General features: G+C 64.0%; 11 protein-coding genes and 1 pseudogene. 3 read left to right on the forward strand and 9 right to left on the reverse strand.

Features of this window, described 5'->3' with window-relative positions; genetic code table 11:
- Positions 1-101: 101 nt before the first annotated feature.
- The 3 genes from QF050_RS03050 to QF050_RS03060 are packed head-to-tail and all read right to left on the reverse strand — an operon-like array spanning position 102 to position 3583.
- The gene (locus QF050_RS03050; protein WP_308929099.1) at positions 102-1085 is read right to left on the reverse strand and encodes a ribokinase; all 984 of its coding nucleotides are present in this window, start codon (positions 1083-1085) and stop codon (positions 102-104) included.
- Positions 1082-2509, reverse strand: coding sequence for an MFS transporter (locus QF050_RS03055; RefSeq protein ID WP_308929100.1), 1428 nt, complete (start codon positions 2507-2509; stop codon positions 1082-1084). The genes QF050_RS03050 and QF050_RS03055 overlap by 4 nt, the downstream gene beginning before the upstream one ends.
- On the reverse strand, positions 2510-3583 hold the full coding sequence (locus tag QF050_RS03060) for a nucleoside hydrolase (RefSeq protein ID WP_308929101.1): 1074 nt from the start codon (positions 3581-3583) through the stop codon (positions 2510-2512).
- 218 nt (positions 3584-3801) lie between these two features.
- Between QF050_RS03060 and QF050_RS03065 the strand changes: the two genes are divergently transcribed.
- Together QF050_RS03065 and QF050_RS03070 are read left to right on the forward strand one after the other, a co-directional pair.
- Positions 3802-4791: a LacI family DNA-binding transcriptional regulator gene (locus tag QF050_RS03065; protein ID WP_374121557.1), complete on the forward strand. Its 990-nt coding sequence runs from the start codon at positions 3802-3804 to the stop codon at positions 4789-4791.
- A 45-nt stretch (positions 4792-4836) separates the two neighbouring features.
- Positions 4837-5943 carry a RelA/SpoT domain-containing protein gene (locus tag QF050_RS03070; RefSeq protein ID WP_308929103.1) on the forward strand — a complete coding sequence of 369 codons (1107 nt, stop codon included), beginning with the start codon at positions 4837-4839 and terminating at the stop codon, positions 5941-5943.
- 588 nt (positions 5944-6531) lie between these two features.
- Here the strand turns inward: QF050_RS03070 and QF050_RS03075 are convergent.
- The 6 genes from QF050_RS03075 to QF050_RS03100 all read right to left on the reverse strand — a co-directional run bounded on the left by QF050_RS03075 (position 6532) and on the right by QF050_RS03100 (position 14320).
- Positions 6532-7536, reverse strand: a complete 1005-nt coding sequence (locus QF050_RS03075; RefSeq protein WP_308932086.1) for a LacI family DNA-binding transcriptional regulator — start codon at positions 7534-7536, stop codon at positions 6532-6534.
- 370 nt (positions 7537-7906) lie between these two features.
- Entirely contained in the window at positions 7907-9256 is a 1350-nt protein-coding gene (locus QF050_RS03080) for a hypothetical protein (protein WP_308929104.1), read from the reverse strand.
- Positions 9257-9341: 85 nt separating this feature from the next.
- Positions 9342-10391, reverse strand: a complete 1050-nt coding sequence (locus QF050_RS03085; RefSeq protein WP_308929105.1) for a ribose ABC transporter permease — start codon at positions 10389-10391, stop codon at positions 9342-9344.
- Complete coding sequence (locus QF050_RS03090) at positions 10384-11916, reverse strand: sugar ABC transporter ATP-binding protein (protein ID WP_308929106.1); 1533 nt, start codon at positions 11914-11916, stop codon at positions 10384-10386. Before QF050_RS03090 ends, QF050_RS03085 begins: the two co-directional genes overlap by 8 nt.
- Before the next feature lie 74 nt (positions 11917-11990).
- Positions 11991-12953: an ABC transporter substrate-binding protein gene (locus QF050_RS03095; protein ID WP_308929107.1), complete on the reverse strand. Its 963-nt coding sequence runs from the start codon at positions 12951-12953 to the stop codon at positions 11991-11993.
- Positions 12954-13264: 311 nt separating this feature from the next.
- Positions 13265-14320: a LacI family DNA-binding transcriptional regulator gene (locus QF050_RS03100; protein ID WP_308929108.1), complete on the reverse strand. Its 1056-nt coding sequence runs from the start codon at positions 14318-14320 to the stop codon at positions 13265-13267.
- A gap of 257 nt (positions 14321-14577) precedes the next feature.
- Between QF050_RS03100 and QF050_RS03105 the strand changes: the two are divergent.
- A pseudogene (locus QF050_RS03105) lies at positions 14578-14844 on the forward strand (helix-turn-helix domain-containing protein); the annotation flags it as partial.
- Positions 14845-15553 lie beyond the last annotated feature (709 nt).

Genomic DNA, 15553 nt, shown 5'->3' on the forward strand with positions numbered 1-15553 from the left:
GGCCCACGCCGGCAGGGTTCCCTGGCCGAGCTTGCGAGGCAAGGGTGCCGGTGGGGAGCAATCGACGGGGTTTGTTGAGTCGGGTGCCCGCTATCGAAGGGTCAGGACGCGCGGAGGCGGCGTTCGACGTCGGCCGCTTCCGGGTACGCCGCTTGGGTTCCTTTCCGTGTGGTGGCCAGGGCCGCGGCAACGGAGGCGAACGCGGCGGCATCGGCGAGCGCGTCCCCAGCGGCCAGCCGGACGGCAACAGCCCCGGTGAAGGCGTCGCCTGCGCCGGTGGTGTCCACGGCGTCCACGCGTGTGGGGGCCACGAAGGTCACGCGGGAGCCCGGAGTTGCCTCCGAATCCAGGACCACGGACCCGTGCGCGCCGAGGGTCACCAGGACCTGCCCGATCCCCCGGCCGGCAAACCGTTCCCGGACGGCATCCCATTGCGCTGCGTTGGCATCCGCACCCGGGACGGAGGCCCCGGGGCCAAGGAACAGCGCTGCCTCGTGGGCGTTCACCAGCAGGACGTCGGTCAGTTCAGCCAGCTCTGCCGGAATATGCGCGTAGGGCGAGAGATTCAGCAAAACCGTTGCGCCGGCGTCGTGCCCTGCCTGCGCGGCGGCCAGCACCGTGGGCATGGCCACCTCCAGGCAGAGGCTGACGACGGCGGCGCCGTCCAGGACGTCCGCGGCCCCGGCAACGTCGTCCGGGGACAGGATGCCGTTGGCTCCGGCGGAGATGATGATGTTGTTCTCGCCGTGGGCGTCGACGGCGATCACCGCAACGCCGGTGGGTTCGCCGGATGTCCGCACGTGCCCCACGTCCACGCCGGCGCCGGCAACCGAGGCCTGGAGCATCTTGCCGTTGGCGTCGTCCCCCACGGCACCCACCAGGCTGACGTGTCCGCCCAGCCGGCCCGCGGCCACGGCCTGGTTGGCGCTCTTGCCGCCCGGGTTCACGGCGAATCCGTTGCCGTGCACGGTCTCGCCGGGCTGGGGCAGGCGTTCGCAGTAGATGGTCAGGTCTGCATTCAGGGAGCCGACGACGACGATTCGGCCGGTGCTGCCGGAGCCCCCCTGGGCCACGGCCGCGCTCATGCGGCCACCTCGGCCTCAACCGGCTTGGGGATCAACAGCGAGGCGGCGAACGCCGCCACGGTGAGGGCCAGCCCGACAAGCACGACGGTCAGGTAGGAGGCCTTCGCATCGCCGAGCGCCTGCGTCGCCACCAGGACGGCGGGCAGGATGAGGAAGCTCAGGCCGGCGCCCAGGTTGAAGGCACCGGCGTTCATGCCGGGCAGGAAGCCGGGGTTGCCGGCGGGCGAGAGGACAACGCCGAGTCCGTTGAGCATGATGTTGACGGTACCGGCGTACATGATGCCCAGCAAGACGGTGCCGGCGATCATCATCGGCAGGCTGCCCAGGCCGAGGAAGGCGATGACGGCCAGCGCGGCGATGCTGCCGAGGAGGCCGATCCGCAGCACCCTGGTGTAGCCGAGGACCGGGGCCAGCCGCCCGCTGAGCGGACCCACCAGCCAGCCGAGCAAGGCGTACGGGGTGAGGATGATCAGCGACATCTCGGTGGGGCCGATGCTGAAGCCGGGCGCCGCGGCCTGGACGTACGCGGGGACGATCCCGTTGATGACGGCGAAGATGCCGGTCATGGTCAGGGTGGTGGTGAGCAGCGGAGCCCAGGTGGCGCGCTGGCGCAGGTGCACCGTTTCCACCATCGGCCGGGCCGCCCGTTGTTCGGTGCGCCAGAAGGCGAAGAAGGCGACGGCCGAGACGAGGACCAGGGCCAGGCTCAGCATCAGGGTGGCGGAGGAGAAGCCGGCCACCAGCTTGGAGCCTTCGTTCAGGGCGGTCAGGAGGGCGCCGACAGCCACGACGATGGAGAAGACGCCGCGCCAGTCCATGGTGGTGCCGGCGGCGGGCTTGCTCTCCGTGGCAAGGACCATGATGAGGGCGGTGGCGGCGGCGGCCAGGACCACCATCAGCCAGAAGATGCTGCGGAAGCCGAAGTGCTCGGCGAAGTAGCCGCCCACGAAGGAGTCGACGCCGGCCACGCCGCCGTTGACGGCGGTGATGAGGCCCATGAGCGTGCCGTATTTGCGTGGGTTGCTGACGGCGGAGCGCAGCATGATCAGGCAGAGCGGGACGGTGGGTCCGCTGATGCCCTGGATGATGCGGCCCACGAAGAGCCAGGTGACGTCCGGGGCGAGCGCTGCGATGACGGACCCCGCGGCCATCAGCACCATCATGCCCACCAGGACCTTCTTGCGTCCCACGATGTCGCTCAGGCGGGGCAGGAACAGGGAGAACAGGGCGGCGGCGGTGAAGAACCAGGTCTGGGAGAGGCCGATGACGGCCTGGTCAGTCTTGAGTTCCTCGCCCATGGTCACCAGGGCGGGGCTGAGCATGGAGGCGTTGAGCTGGAACGCCACGCAGGCGGCCAGAAGGGCGGTCATGAGGGCGGCGATGTTGCCGCGGCCGGTGGTGGTTTCGGTGGTCGTGGCAGTCATTTACTTGACCCCTCCGGCGGTGAGGTGGGCACTGTGGCCGGGCTCGACGTCGGACGCGTTGCCTTTGCCCTTTTGGTCACCGGTGCCGGGCTCGCCGATGCGGACCAGAGCGTCGGTGACGAGGTCCCAGAACCGTGCGTGGTCCAGGTCCACGGCCACGCTGGTGTGGCAATCGGCCGGGGCGGGGGCGCGGAAGTCGGCGACGGTCATGCCAAGGGTGAGGGCACCCTGCAGTTCGATGTTCACCGGGACTTTGCGGGTGCTGACGATGCTGGGATCGATGACGTACGCGACGGCGCAGGGATCGTGGACGGGCGGGTACTCGAAGCCCTGCGCGTCCTTGTAGGTGTGGGCGAAGAAGTCCATCAGCTCGGTGACGAATTTAGCGGGCGCTGTGCCGATGGTGGCGATCTTTTCCACGACGTCCGGGGTGGCCAGGGCCTGGTGGGTGAGGTCCAGGCCCACCATCACTACCGGCCATTTCTCGTTGAAGACAATGTGGGCGGCCTCGGGGTCGATGATGATGTTGAACTCGGCCACGGCGCTCCAGTTCCCCACGTGGTAGCCGCCGCCCATCAGGACCACTTCCTTGACGCGTTCCACGATGCGCGGTTCCTTGCGGGCGGCCATGGCGATGTTGGTCAGGCCGGCGGTGGGGACCAGGGTGACGGTGCCGGGCTCGTGTGCCATGACGGTATCGATGATGAGGTCGACGGCGTGGCGCGGGTCCAGTTCGATGGTGGACTCGGGGAGGGCGGGGCCGTCCATGCCGGACTCGCCGTGGATGTCCGGCGCGGTTTCGATGCTGCGGACCAGGGGGCGCGGGCAGCCGGCGGCGAAGGGGACGCCGGTGATGCCGGCGATGGTGCCTACGGCCAGGGCGTTCCGGGTGACTTTTTCGAGGGTCTGGTTGCCCACCACCGTGGTGACGGCCAGCAGTTCGATGTTCGGGTTGCCGTGCGCAAGCAGCAGGGCCACGGCGTCGTCGTGGCCGGGGTCGCAGTCCAGGATGATCTTCCGGGGCTCTTGCTGGTTCGGTTGAGGATTTGGTTCCACGATGGTTCTCCACGTCATTGGGGCCTGCCGGGGAGGCAGGGGTCCAGTATTCCGGGAGTGATCATGGCACCGATTTGTGGTCCACGTCAAACGCTTAACGTTGGGGCTTCGTTTGCGCACGTCAAACGCTTGATGCCCTGCCCTCCCTTGTGACGCGCGGCGGCGGATAGGATCGAAGCATGGATTCCGGGGAACAGGTGCAGCAACGGGCGCGGCCCCGGAGGGTGACGGCGGCCATGGTGGCCGCGCGGGCCGGGGTTTCGGTGGCCACGGTATCGCTGGTGGCCAACGGCAAGACGGCCGGCCGGGTGTCCGAGGACAACATTTCCCGGGTGCAGGAGGCCATCGCCGAGCTTGGCTATGTGGTGGACGGCATCGGCAGTTCGCTGGCCAAGGGCGTCAGTTCAATTGTGATCCTGGTGGCGCCGGATATCTCCAACCCGTTCTTCGCCAAGGTGATCAGCGGGGTCCGGGAATCCTTGGGACCCAATTACCAACTGCTTCTCTCGGTCACGGACTCAGGTGAATTTCCCAAGGCCGCGGACGTCCGGAAGCTGATGTCCCTGCGGCCGGCAGGGCTTTTGGTTGACGCCCCGAATGCCGGGTTCCTGGCAGACCTTTCGGTGACCGGCCCCCTGGTGTTGCTGGACGCTCCGGGCCTGGAGTCATTTGCGCCGGCCGTGAACCTTGATGTTGCCCAGGGCGCGCGGGAATTGGCTGCGCACCTCGCCGGGGCGGGCCACCGGCGCGTGGCCTACCTGGACAGCGTTACCGGAACCGCCACGTTCACCATCCGCCGGGACGCCTTCCTGGCCGAAGCCGCATCGCTCGGCATGACCGTGGATCCGGACCATATGCCCGCCACCACCATCGACGTCGGCGCTGCGGCGGCTGCCTTCGCCGACGCCTGGCCGGGCTGGCAGCGCCAGGGAGTGACCGCCGTCGTCTGCGCCACCGACACCCATGCGTACGGGGTGCTGCAGGAAGCCCGCGTGGCCGGGGTCCGCATTCCGGCGGAACTGGCCGTGGCCGGATTCGACGACCTGCCGTATTCGGCTACCAGCAGCCCGGGCCTGACCAGCGTGCACCTGCCCGCGGCGCACCTGGGCCTGAAGGCCGGTGAACAGCTGCGCCGGCTGATGGAAGGGCGGGCGTTGGAGCAGGAGGAACTCGTCCTGGAAAGCTCCCTGGTGGTGCGCGGCTCGACGTCGGCCGGCGAAACGTAGCGGCGCCGGCGGGCTCCTGTCGGACCCCGGCCGTAAGCTGGGATTATGCCGAGTAACTGGGAGAGTCTGGACGCGCCGCAGCGAGAGTCGGTAGAGCACAATGTGGAGATCTACGAGCGCGTCCGCCCTGCCCTGAAGCTCATCACCCGGGACGTCCTCCTCACCCTCCGGGACATGCTCAAGGGCACAGAGGTGACGCCGCTGTTCGTCAGCGGGCGCACCAAGACGGTGGAGTCGTTCAGGGAAAAGATCTCGCGCACGGAAGAGCCGCTGGAGCCCGGCGGCCCGCGGCTGCTCAAGTTCCCGGACCCGTTCCGGACCCTCAATGACATGGTGGGGATCCGGGTAATCACCAAGCTCCCGGCGGAGAACGCCCTGGTGGCCAACATCATCAAGCGCCAGCGGCAGCTGTTCGACTGCCGCGGCGACCGCGAGAAGGACATCGGGTCCATCGAGTCCGGCACGTACGGGTATTCCAGCCGGCACCTGATCCTGCGGACCATCCAGAACGAAGCCGTCAAGGAGTACCAGCAGGTCTTCAACCCGGACGCCGTGCCCAACGGCAGCTACTTCTTCGAGTGCCAGATCCGCACCATCTTCGCCCATGCGTGGAGCGAGATTGAGCATGACATCCGCTTCAAGGCCGAGGACCCGCGCGCTTGGACACCGCACTTCGACCGGCAGTTCACGGCCACCGCCGCCATGCTGGAAACCGTAGAGACAGCCTTCGCCGACCTCCACGAACGGTACGAGGAAGTCCGCAGCTTCTGGGATATGGACGGGGAAGGGGCAGCGGCCCTCACACCGAACCGGATCCGCGACGTCTGGCGGACCCTGCTGCCGCACGTCGACCGGAAAGTGGACGACGACTGGGGATGGGCCGCGGAACTCCTGGCCGCCCACGGCCTCAACCAGACCGTGCAGCTGGCCGGCCTGCTCAGCGCCAACCGCATCACCGAGGTCCGCAAGGCACTGGACCACCGCTACTCCCCCGGCCCCGACCGGTTGATGGACGACCTCCTGCTGTGGCAGTACGGCACCAAGCACATCGACCTCACCGCAGAACCGGCCGACGCCGTCCCGCACCCCCGGCGCGACAGCCTCCTGCGGCGGCTGCGGCAGATCGAGCGGTACAGGATGACGACGAAGTAGGGGCTGCTGGGACTAACGAGCCGCTTTTGACTCTCACCAAAGGGCGAAGCCCGATAATGAAGATTCCGTCAAGCTGGAGGGGCTCGGTTAAGCTGCGCTGGATAACTCCGTTCCGTCCATAGCTGGGGTCAATTCGGGTTACCCACGGCTGGATTTGGGAGTCCTGGATTAGTCTTGTCCGTGTTTCCGAAGACTGCTTCGTCAGCTACAGCCGGAATCCGCGGATCTGACAACTTCAAATGCTGGTTCTGCCTGTCTGCTGAGCCCACCCCCACGCGGTGCTCGTATGGTCAAGACAGCTACGAAAGGGCTGCCGCTGCATTGTGGTGCTTTTGAGACCAAGCCCCGCGTCGTGACCACAACGAGTCGGACCCATGCTTCCAATAGGTCCGGCGACAGCGCCGGCAATTTTCCCCACAGACTGTGGGACAAGGGTGGCTCGAAAGGCAACGTCACTTAGCCTGAAGCAGCCCAAGCGGCACGAACTGTTGGGCATGGCCTTGTGCGCTTATCGAGGCGCACCCCCCCGTGCAGGGGCCAGCCACCGATAGCCGAGATTCCGTACGCCTGTTGACAGACGTCATAGATTTAGGCCGTGTCCTTTGGCGGTGGGACTTCCCCTGACCCTCTGAGGATCAGTTCTGAGGGGATCGTGTAGGTTCGCGGTTCCTGTCGGTCTCCGTTGATACGGGCCAGAATCCGTTCTGCGGCTACTTTGCCGATGTGCTCGGGGTGCTGTGCGACGACGGTTATGCCGGGGTTCATCATGTCCGAGAGGGTGAAGTCGCCGAAACCGAGCAAGGCTACGGCCCGGTTCAGCCCCAGTTCCTGCAGAGCCCGCATGACACCGAAGGTCACCATAATCTGTGCAGAGAAGATGGCCGTCGGCGGTTCAGCGCCCGTGAGTAACTCACTGACCGCCTTCCGGGCTGATTCCTCACTGCGCAGTCCTTCCAGGAAGTGAACGGTGTCGGTCGAAATACCTGCTCGGCCCAACTCAGTAATGAAGCCGCGGCGCCGCTCCCGGGCGGTCTGGATATCTGTGCGGCCGCCTAGGTAGGCGAGTTTGGTGTGGCCTTGGGAAATCAGGTGTGCGGCGGCCTTGGCCGCGCCAGCGGCGTTGTCACTTACCACTGCATCGGCATCGGTGCCGACCGGTTCCCGGTCGACGAAGACCATCGGAAGGTCCTTGGAATGTTCCGGCAGGTACCCCTGGCTTTTGGCGACCGGGGTCAGAACCAGTCCATCCACGCGCCTCCGGAGAAACGCTTTCACAAGCTCCTCCTCACGTGCAGCGTCATTATCCATACTTGCCGCGAGGACCGCTATGCCGTGGCTCGCCAGGACATCACTCAGGGCCCGATGGATTTGCCCATGAAATGGGTTGGCGACGCTGGGAAGCAGCAGCCCAACGGACAGTGTTTGCCGGCCGGCGCGGCGTAGGCTTTGGGCCGTCATGTCCAGCTGGTAGTTCAGCCATTTCGCCGCCTCCAACACTTTCTGGCGGGTGACTTCAGAAACACCAGGCTCGTCATTGATGACCCGGGAAACCGTTTTGATGCCTACTCCGGCCAAAGCAGCCACATCACGCATCCTCGGCCTGCGGACTCCCACCGCATCCGAAGACGCGCTGACGCCGTCCTCTACGAATTCCGATTTCTCAGTCATAGTTCCGCCCGTCTGGCGCACCTCAATTCATATGCTTGTCGGGGAGCTGAATGCATCCCTGTTGAGCGCCCGAGTCTATGGTGGCATGGGCCTGGCCATGACCAGGAGATGGCCGGCACCTGATTGTATGGTCCTGGTTTCACGGCCAGGCAGGTTCCGGAGTCCCTGGAGACTGATCTCTCAACCGGGCGTTGGCGCCGGGAATCACAGCACGAGACTGCATGGAGATGCCGCGACATCTGTGGGCACTGGGCTGGCAGCCGCTGCCATGTCCAGAGGTTCATCCGGCCAGCCTTCAGGCCTCGTGGACCGTGGGTGCGGTCTCCAGTTGGTCTGCCACGTGCTGCCAGCCGTCGCTGAACATGCCGTATGCGGTTTTGATCTCGACACCGACGGGAAGTTCGGGGCATTCGTTCTCGCCGTTGGTTCCCCAGTTGACCCAGCCGGATTGGCGGCGCTGGACGATCTGGAAGGCGCCAGAGGGTTCGGAGGTCCACCAGACCATGGTTCTGTCGAGTTCTGAATGGAATTCGGCGGTTTTGGAGGCCGGCCCGGCGAAGATGGTTTCATGCGGCACGGCCGAGACGTCGACGGGGGCATCCGCGATCGTCCAACGGCGCTCGGACAGGTCAGCGAGCACGTGCGAGGTTGCCCTGACCCGGGCGAGACGTGTGCGAATTTCCTCGTCGTCCAAGGCACCTTCCCAGCTGCAGAACAGGCGCCAGTACAAATCCCAGTGCGCGGCTTCGATATTGCCGGTGAGCTGACGGCGGAATTCCTGGAACTTCGCAGTGCCAGACGCTGAGTTCGCGATGGTTTCATCGAGCATGTGCGCGAGTTCAGCAGCGTAGGGGTCCCCGGCTCGATATCGTGTGCCGCCGTATGCTTCGAAGCGATCAAAGACCACATCGCCTTGACCGGCCTCAAATTCATCGCCGACGGTGATCTTGTTGGTTATGGAGCGCCCGTTGATGACTGTCTGGAAGTCATCCACCCGGTAGCTGCGCGTGAAGTAGGGGGTTCCGTGGGTGAATTTCCAGTCGATGGAAAACGTCTTGCCCTTGAGCTCCTCAAGCAGGCCGTCGGGGACTGTGCCATACATCCGGTAGTGGTGCAGGACAGGACCGTGTTCAAGGGTTTCGATGTCGACGGTGATGTGTTCGGGCGGGTTGATGAGGCCGTTTTCGGGGGTGAAGAAGGGGCCGTAGAAGCCGCCGATGGCGTTGTTGCCCGAGGGCAGCAGGTCGATGCCTTCTTTCAGTGTTGCGAAGTGACGCAGTCCCCACTTTGAGGAGCCGGTGCCCTCAGCCGTGCCCGAGCACATTTCGAGGTCGAAGTACCCTGTGTCTAAGCGGACGAAGGCGTCGGACTCGACGGGTTCCCGTTCGCTTATCCCCTCCACGCGCCCGGTGACCGGTGCGACGAGGGTGAGCCGCAGGTTTCCCTCGAAGGTCACGACGGTGATGAACGTGGTTTTACCCGGTTCGGGCTGGGCGTTCAGCCGCTGGCAGATAACCGTCTCTCCGGCACTGGTGGTTGCCGTCCAGAGATTTTCCGTGAATTCTCCGTTGACGGTGAAGGTCACTGGTTCGTTGGTCCGGCGGCCGGGAAGGCCGTCCGTGATAGCGATGGTGGGCAATGCCACGGGCTTTTCCTCTCAAGTTATTGGCGTGGGGGTACAGTCCCGTGCGGCAGGCAGGATGTGGCTGTCGGTTACGTCGGGCGTGCTCTTATGCAGGTGTCTGGGCGGCGGTGGCCCTGGACCATGGCAGGCGTAGTGTGCGTTGTTTCAGGCTGTCGATAGCCACGGCGAGGATGATGACGAGGCCCTTGATCAGCAGTTGGGTGAAGAACTGGACATTCATCAGGATCAGTCCGGTGCTGAGGACACCGAGAATGATGGAGCCGATCAGTGTGCCGTAGATCCGTCCGCGTCCGCCGACGAGACTTGTGCCGCCCAGGACAACTGCGGCGATCGCGTCCAGTTCGTAACCGGTGCCGGCTGTCGGCTGGGCGGAGACTACTCGGGCGGAGAAGATGACACCGGCGAGGCCGGCGCAGATGCCGGCAATGACATAGACGGAAGTGATGACGCGTTTGACGTTGATGCCCGCCAGCCGTGCGGCTTCGGCGTTGCCGCCCACTGCGTAGACGTGCCGGCCATAGCGGGTGCGTTCAAGGACGAACCACGCTGCGACGTAGACGATGATCATGATCACCACGGGCACCGGAATGCCCGCCATGTACCCGTTGCCGATGTCCCGGAAACTGAGCGTGTTAGAGACAATGGGTTGCCCGTCGGTCATGGTGTAGGCCAGGCCTCGAAGGAAGGTCATGGTGCCGAGGGTGACGATGAAGGCGGCCAGTGCAAGGTAGGCGCTGAGCATGCCGTTGATCAAACCCGCGACGGCGCCCGTTACAACGCCGACCAGGATCGCGACGGGTGCGGGCAGTCCTGCAATGCCTGTCATGACCGATGCGACACCGGAGACGGCCAGAATGGAACCGACGGAAAGGTCGATTCCGGCCGCGAGAATGACGAATGTCATTCCGGCCGCCAGGATCGCGTTGATCGAGATCGACCGGGCAATGTTGAGCAGGTTGTTGACGCTCGCGAAATTCGGGGCGATGACGACCATTAAGGCAACGAGGGCGATCAGGACCACGAGGATGCCGACGCGGTCCCACCAGTAGGCAAAGTCAAAGCCGCGGGCTGTGGCAGGTGTGGCCTCTGGCCGGATGCCGGCGCCCTGTGGGTTGTTCAGAGCCTGGTTAGTCATGGAATTCTCCGTTTGTCTGTGCTGCTGTTCCGGTCGCGTGGGACATGACGTCCTCTTCGCTGGCGGTGCGTGAGTTGAGTTCCTGGACGATCCGACCGGAGCGCATCACGAGGAGCCGGTCGCTGATGCCGATCGCTTCGGGAAGGTCCGAGGAAATGACCAGGATGGCCTTGCCGGCCTTGGCGAGGTCATTGATGACTTCATAGATTTCGCTTTTCGCGCCGATGTCCACGCCCCGGGTCGGTTCGTCCAGGATCAGCACGTCGGATTCGCGCATCAGCCACCGGGCCAGAACAGCTTTTTGCTGGTTGCCGCCCGAAAGCGCGCTGACGGGCAGGCGCAGGGCATTCTGCCGCAGGTGCAGGCGTTCCATCTGCTTTTTCACGGCATTCCGGATTCTGGCCCGCTGAAGCACGCCGGCGTTCACGTGGCCGCCAAGGGAACTGACAGCGATGTTGTCCTCCACAGTATGGGAGACAAACAAGGCCTGGTCCTTGCGGTCCTCGGGGACCATGGCGATTCCCCGGGCGATCGCCTGAGCCGGGCTGGAGGCCAGTGCCGCTTTGCCTTGGACCGTCACGGTGCCGCTGCGGGAGCGGTCGGCGCCGAAGATCATCCGGGCCGTTTCCGTGCGGCCGGCCCCGATGAGCCCGGACAGGGCGACGACCTCGCCCGACCGTACCTGGAAGCTGACCGGCCCGATTCCGGCGCCGTCGGTGAGTTCCTTGACCTCCAGCAGGACCTCTCCCGGGCTGTGCCGGTCGTGGTGGTACAGGTCCTCAAGGTTGCGTCCCACCATCATCCGGACGACGTCGGGAGGGCTGATCTCGGTCTTTCCCCGGGTACCGACGTACGTTCCGTCGCGGAAGACGGTCACACGGTCCGCAAGCTCCCAGACCTCTTCCATCCGGTGGGAGATGTACACGAGACCGACGCCTGCATCGCGCAGTTCGTTAATGATCGCGAAAAGGTGGAGCGTTTCACTCCGTGAGAGGGCCGCTGTTGGTTCATCGAGGACCAGGATCCTGGCGTTCTCGCTGACGGCCCTGGCGATCTCAACCATCTGTTGCATGCCGACACTGAGCTGACCGAGCTCGGTGCGCGGATCAATCCGTGCCCCGACCCGGGCGAGCTTCTCACGGGCCTGGGCGATCATGACGCGACGGTCCAGGGCCCCGAATTTCGTCGAGGGCTCTCGTCCGAGAGCCAGGTTCTCGGCCACTGTCATCGCCGGCACTGTGTTCAGCTCCTGATGGATGATGGCTATGCCGTGGGCAACGGCCTCATGCGGGGAGCGGATGTCGATTTCGGTGCCATCCATCAGGATCCGTCCGGAATCGCGGTTGACGTTGCCCGCCAGGATCTTCATCAGGGTGGATTTACCAGCTCCGTTCTCGCCCATCAAAGCATGCACTTCACCTGCACGCAGGTCGAAGTGGACGTTATTGAGAGCGAGCGTGGCACCGAAGCGCTTTGTGATCCCTTCCAGCTGCAGCAGCGGCTGGCGGGAGGTTGTTGTAGTCATGGCGACCTATTCTCAGTCCGGTTGTGTGGGGGCCGCTGCGGGAGCCGAACGGCCCCACACGGCAGCGGGAAGCCTTACCAGCCCTTGTACTGGCTGACGGTCTCGCGGGTCACGAGCTCGCTGGGGATCAGGATCGTGCTCTCGGCCGGTGGTTTGTTGTCGATGATGTTCTGCGCGATTTCGACGGCCTTGCGGACCATTTCGGCAGGATTTTGGGTTGCGGTTCCGATGAAAGGCGACCCGGGCTGCTTCAGTTCCGCCACGGCCTCCGGGCTACCGTCCACACCGGTGACCTTTACGGTCCCCGCCTTGTGGGCCTGCTGGACCGCCAGAACCGCGCCGAGGGCAGACGGGTCGTTCATGCCGAAGATGCCCTGAACGTCAGGGGTTGCCGTGAGCATGTCCGTGGTCACGGCGAGGCCGGAGGCCCGGTCGTTCTTGGAGGCCTGCTGCCCGACAACTTTGATGTTAGGGAACTTCTTGACGACGTTCTTGCAGCCGGTGATGCGGTCGCGGATCGTCTGGAGCGGGGTTCCGTCCACCAGGAGAACATTGCCCTTTCCTCCCATCTGCTCGAACAGGTACTGGCAGGATTTTTCGCCGGCCTGGACGGCATTGGTCATCACCACGGCGTCGGCGCTCTTGGCCGGGGTGTCCACGGCGATGACAATGATGCCAGCCTGCTTCGCCCGCTCAATCGCCGGCTGGATGCCGTTTTCGTCCACGGCGCTGATGACAATCAGGTTCACGCCCTGCTGGATGAACGTGTCAATCTGTGTGTTCTGATTCGCCAGGTCAAGCTGGGCGTCCTGGGTATTGGCCGTGGCGCCGATCTTCGCAGCAGCTTCCTTGGCTCCCTTGTCCATCGCGGAAAAGAACGGGTTGGACATGTCCTGGACCATGAGGCCGATCTTCTCGATCTTTGCCGGCTTATTGGTGCCGGCCTGGGTGTCACCAGAGCTGCAGGCCGTCAGGCTGAGCGCGGCCAGTGTCGCGGCGGCGGTGAAAACTGCCGACTTCTTAACGAGCTGATTCATTTTCGGATCTCCTTTGAACCGGAACCGGCGAGGCCATGACGGCCGGCCAGGTCCGTAAAAAACGCGGTCGATGGAATTGGTAATGGAGGTTGCGCCGGCCGCTTCGATGCGAAGACCGGGCCTTTCGAGTTAGTTCCGCGGCGTGGCAATCACTGAGGGGTTGCTCCGCTGGAACCGGGCTTGCCGGTACCCTCTTCGAGTACCAAAGCAGAGGTGCCATGCAGCGGCGGCCAGGTGGGAAGGAAAGGCATGTTTGCCGTGCCAGGGGCGCCGCTAAATGTTGCTTCTTTGGGTCAAGAGGAGCTAGAGGGTCAGCATCCGCAAGACTGGCGCACGATCAAATCCGCGGTCACCTCCCGGCGGTCCTCAGGACGGTAGTCGGGAACGGGGGGCTCGCCCCGCCGTTCGGCCTCCAGTTGTCCGTCCAGAATCCGGGTCAGCGTCTGCGCGGCCAGAACGCCGATTGATTCGCTGTCTTCATCCACCACCGTCAGTGGCGGATCCAGCAAGGGCGCCCAGGCGAACTCATCAAACGCTATGAGCGCCACCTGGGTGGGGACAGCAATTTCACGTTGCTGGAGCACGGTCAAGACACCGTGCAGCAGGGGGTTGTTTCCCGCGATGATCGCCTCGGGCAGGACTTGCCCGGGGTTGCCCAGGTAGGTGGACAGCGTCTTATACGCCGAGTCGGAGTCGTTTTCCGTCTCCAGTACGCGCAGCACGGCCCCGTACTTCGTGGCCGCTTCACGGAGTCCACGCTCCCGCTCCGCCCGCGTGGACCAGCGCCCCGGATAGGCCAGGAAAAGCCAATCCATACGCCCGTGCTGGGCGAGGTGGGCTCCGGCTTTCATGCTCGCCGCATAGTTATCCGTGAGAATGCTCGGAACCTGTGTGGCGTCCTCCGGCGGCGCCGAGTCCACGAAAACCACCGGGATGTCCCAGCTTTCGAGGAGTTTGACGTTCTCCTTGCTCAGCGTCAGCGTGGTGATGATGCCAGCCGTCCGCGACTGGATCAAATCCTGAATGGTCGCATCTTCCACCTCGGGCGTGTACACACCTTCCGCGGCGATATCGGCGACGACGGCATTCCGGCTGGATCCGCGAAGGACCCGCTGGATGCCCTTCATCAGGTCCAGGTAGTAGTAGTTCGAGGTGCTCGCCGTGATGACCGCGATCGAACTGCGCGATTTCTTGCGAAGCTCCTGCGCGGCACGGTTCGGGACATACCCAAGCTCCCGTGCGGCCTTCAGCACCAGCTTCCGGCTCGCCTCCGAAACATCGGCGCCGTTGCTCAGAGCGCGCGAAACCGTGTAGGAAGACAGACCCGTCGCTTCGCTCAGATCCCGCAAGGTGGGCTTCTTGGCCATGGTAGGACTACTCTCTAATCGTTTAGGGAAAGAGGTTGGCGATGCTCCGATCGCGGTACCTAAAGGATTAGGGTCAACGATAAGTGTGATGGTACCCACGCGTCAAGGGGTCGTTTTCACCATTCTTGGGCTGGTTGCCCAACGCCGATAGTCGTGATTCCGACGCCGCGCAGTTCTGCCGCTGCTGCGGAACCGTAGGATCGCCACGTCGTCCGCAACAATCTCGTACGTGAAGTCAGCTGCGGCTGTAGCCGCGATCACCCATGGCCAACCTTATGCTCTCCGTCATGGGTGCTTTCGCTGAATTCGAACGCTCCCTCATCAGGGAGCGGCAACGGGAAGGCATCGCCCTGGCTAAGCAGCGCGGCGCTTACAAAGGTCGGAAGAAGACCCTAACGCCGGAGCGGGCGGCCGAGTTGGTCCAGCGGGCCGGCAGCGGCGTTCCGAAAGCGGTTCTCGCTCGTGATTACGGGATCAGCAGGGAGACGGTTTACCAGTACCTGCGACACATCGACTTGGAGTGACCCGCTCCCCTGCTGCCGGCGCCGTCGTTGCGCCATAGCCGATGCCGCCTTGACGGAAGATAAAACGTCGGCTTCCAATTTCGGCCGGGGGAAGGACCCGAAAGGGACTGCACCCAGGCATCGAGCGCGTAGGCTCCCTAGCTCGCGAATCGCGCCTCCGAGCGGGCACGGGTGGTTGAACGTCCCTTGGAACTCAATGATGTCTTCGGTGCTGATTCTGCTCCTCCGAGGGTTTGCGGACAATGCACCTGAGCGACTTGATCCGCGCAGTATTTAGATAGTGTTTTGATAAATCGAGAAAAACAATCAAACACTATGAAAGAAAGAGCTTAGGCGTGAGTTTAATTTGCTTTAGATGAGCGGAAATGGCATAACAGAGACTCAGTATTTAATCGACAGAAAGCGATTCTTAATGGTTCAAATGAGTGAAGTAGCAAGGCAGCGCGCAGCGTTTGTCGCGTCGGGCCAGGCGGACTGCTCCCCCGCTAAACACAAACGAGTCGACAGAGAATACGCCGACTCAATGTCCACGGATGACTACATCTGCCTACGATGCTGGACAGTGGTAGAAACCTGGCAGGAAAGAAAGGACAGGCTCCGCAAAGAACGTGATCCTGGCGCCTCGTAACGAAGCGCACCACATTCGCCACCCGCAGAAGCGATTCCTCTGTTGGTGGCGATTGTGGTTTAAAAGCGAAAGGTGCCGACA

Origin of the sequence: Arthrobacter sp. SLBN-112 (genome assembly GCF_030944625.1) — a bacterium.
GTDB lineage: Bacteria > Actinomycetota > Actinomycetes > Actinomycetales > Micrococcaceae > Arthrobacter.

Excerpts from the sequence above, each read along its gene's own strand:
- QF050_RS03050 (WP_308929099.1), bottom strand. The coding sequence starts at position 1,085 with ATGAGCGCGGCCGTGGCCCAGGGGGGCTCCGGCAGCACCGGCCGAATC.
- QF050_RS03055 (WP_308929100.1), bottom strand. The coding sequence starts at position 2,509 with ATGACTGCCACGACCACCGAAACCACCACCGGCCGCGGCAACATCGCC.
- QF050_RS03060 (WP_308929101.1), bottom strand. The coding sequence starts at position 3,583 with ATGACGTGGAGAACCATCGTGGAACCAAATCCTCAACCGAACCAGCAA.
- QF050_RS03065 (WP_374121557.1), top strand. The coding sequence starts at position 3,802 with ATGGTGGCCGCGCGGGCCGGGGTTTCGGTGGCCACGGTATCGCTGGTG.
- QF050_RS03070 (WP_308929103.1), top strand. The coding sequence starts at position 4,837 with ATGCCGAGTAACTGGGAGAGTCTGGACGCGCCGCAGCGAGAGTCGGTA.
- QF050_RS03075 (WP_308932086.1), bottom strand. The coding sequence starts at position 7,536 with ATGCGTGATGTGGCTGCTTTGGCCGGAGTAGGCATCAAAACGGTTTCC.
- QF050_RS03085 (WP_308929105.1), bottom strand. The coding sequence starts at position 10,391 with ATGACTAACCAGGCTCTGAACAACCCACAGGGCGCCGGCATCCGGCCA.
- QF050_RS03090 (WP_308929106.1), bottom strand. The coding sequence starts at position 11,916 with ATGACTACAACAACCTCCCGCCAGCCGCTGCTGCAGCTGGAAGGGATC.
- QF050_RS03095 (WP_308929107.1), bottom strand. The coding sequence starts at position 12,953 with ATGAATCAGCTCGTTAAGAAGTCGGCAGTTTTCACCGCCGCCGCGACA.
- QF050_RS03100 (WP_308929108.1), bottom strand. The coding sequence starts at position 14,320 with ATGGCCAAGAAGCCCACCTTGCGGGATCTGAGCGAAGCGACGGGTCTG.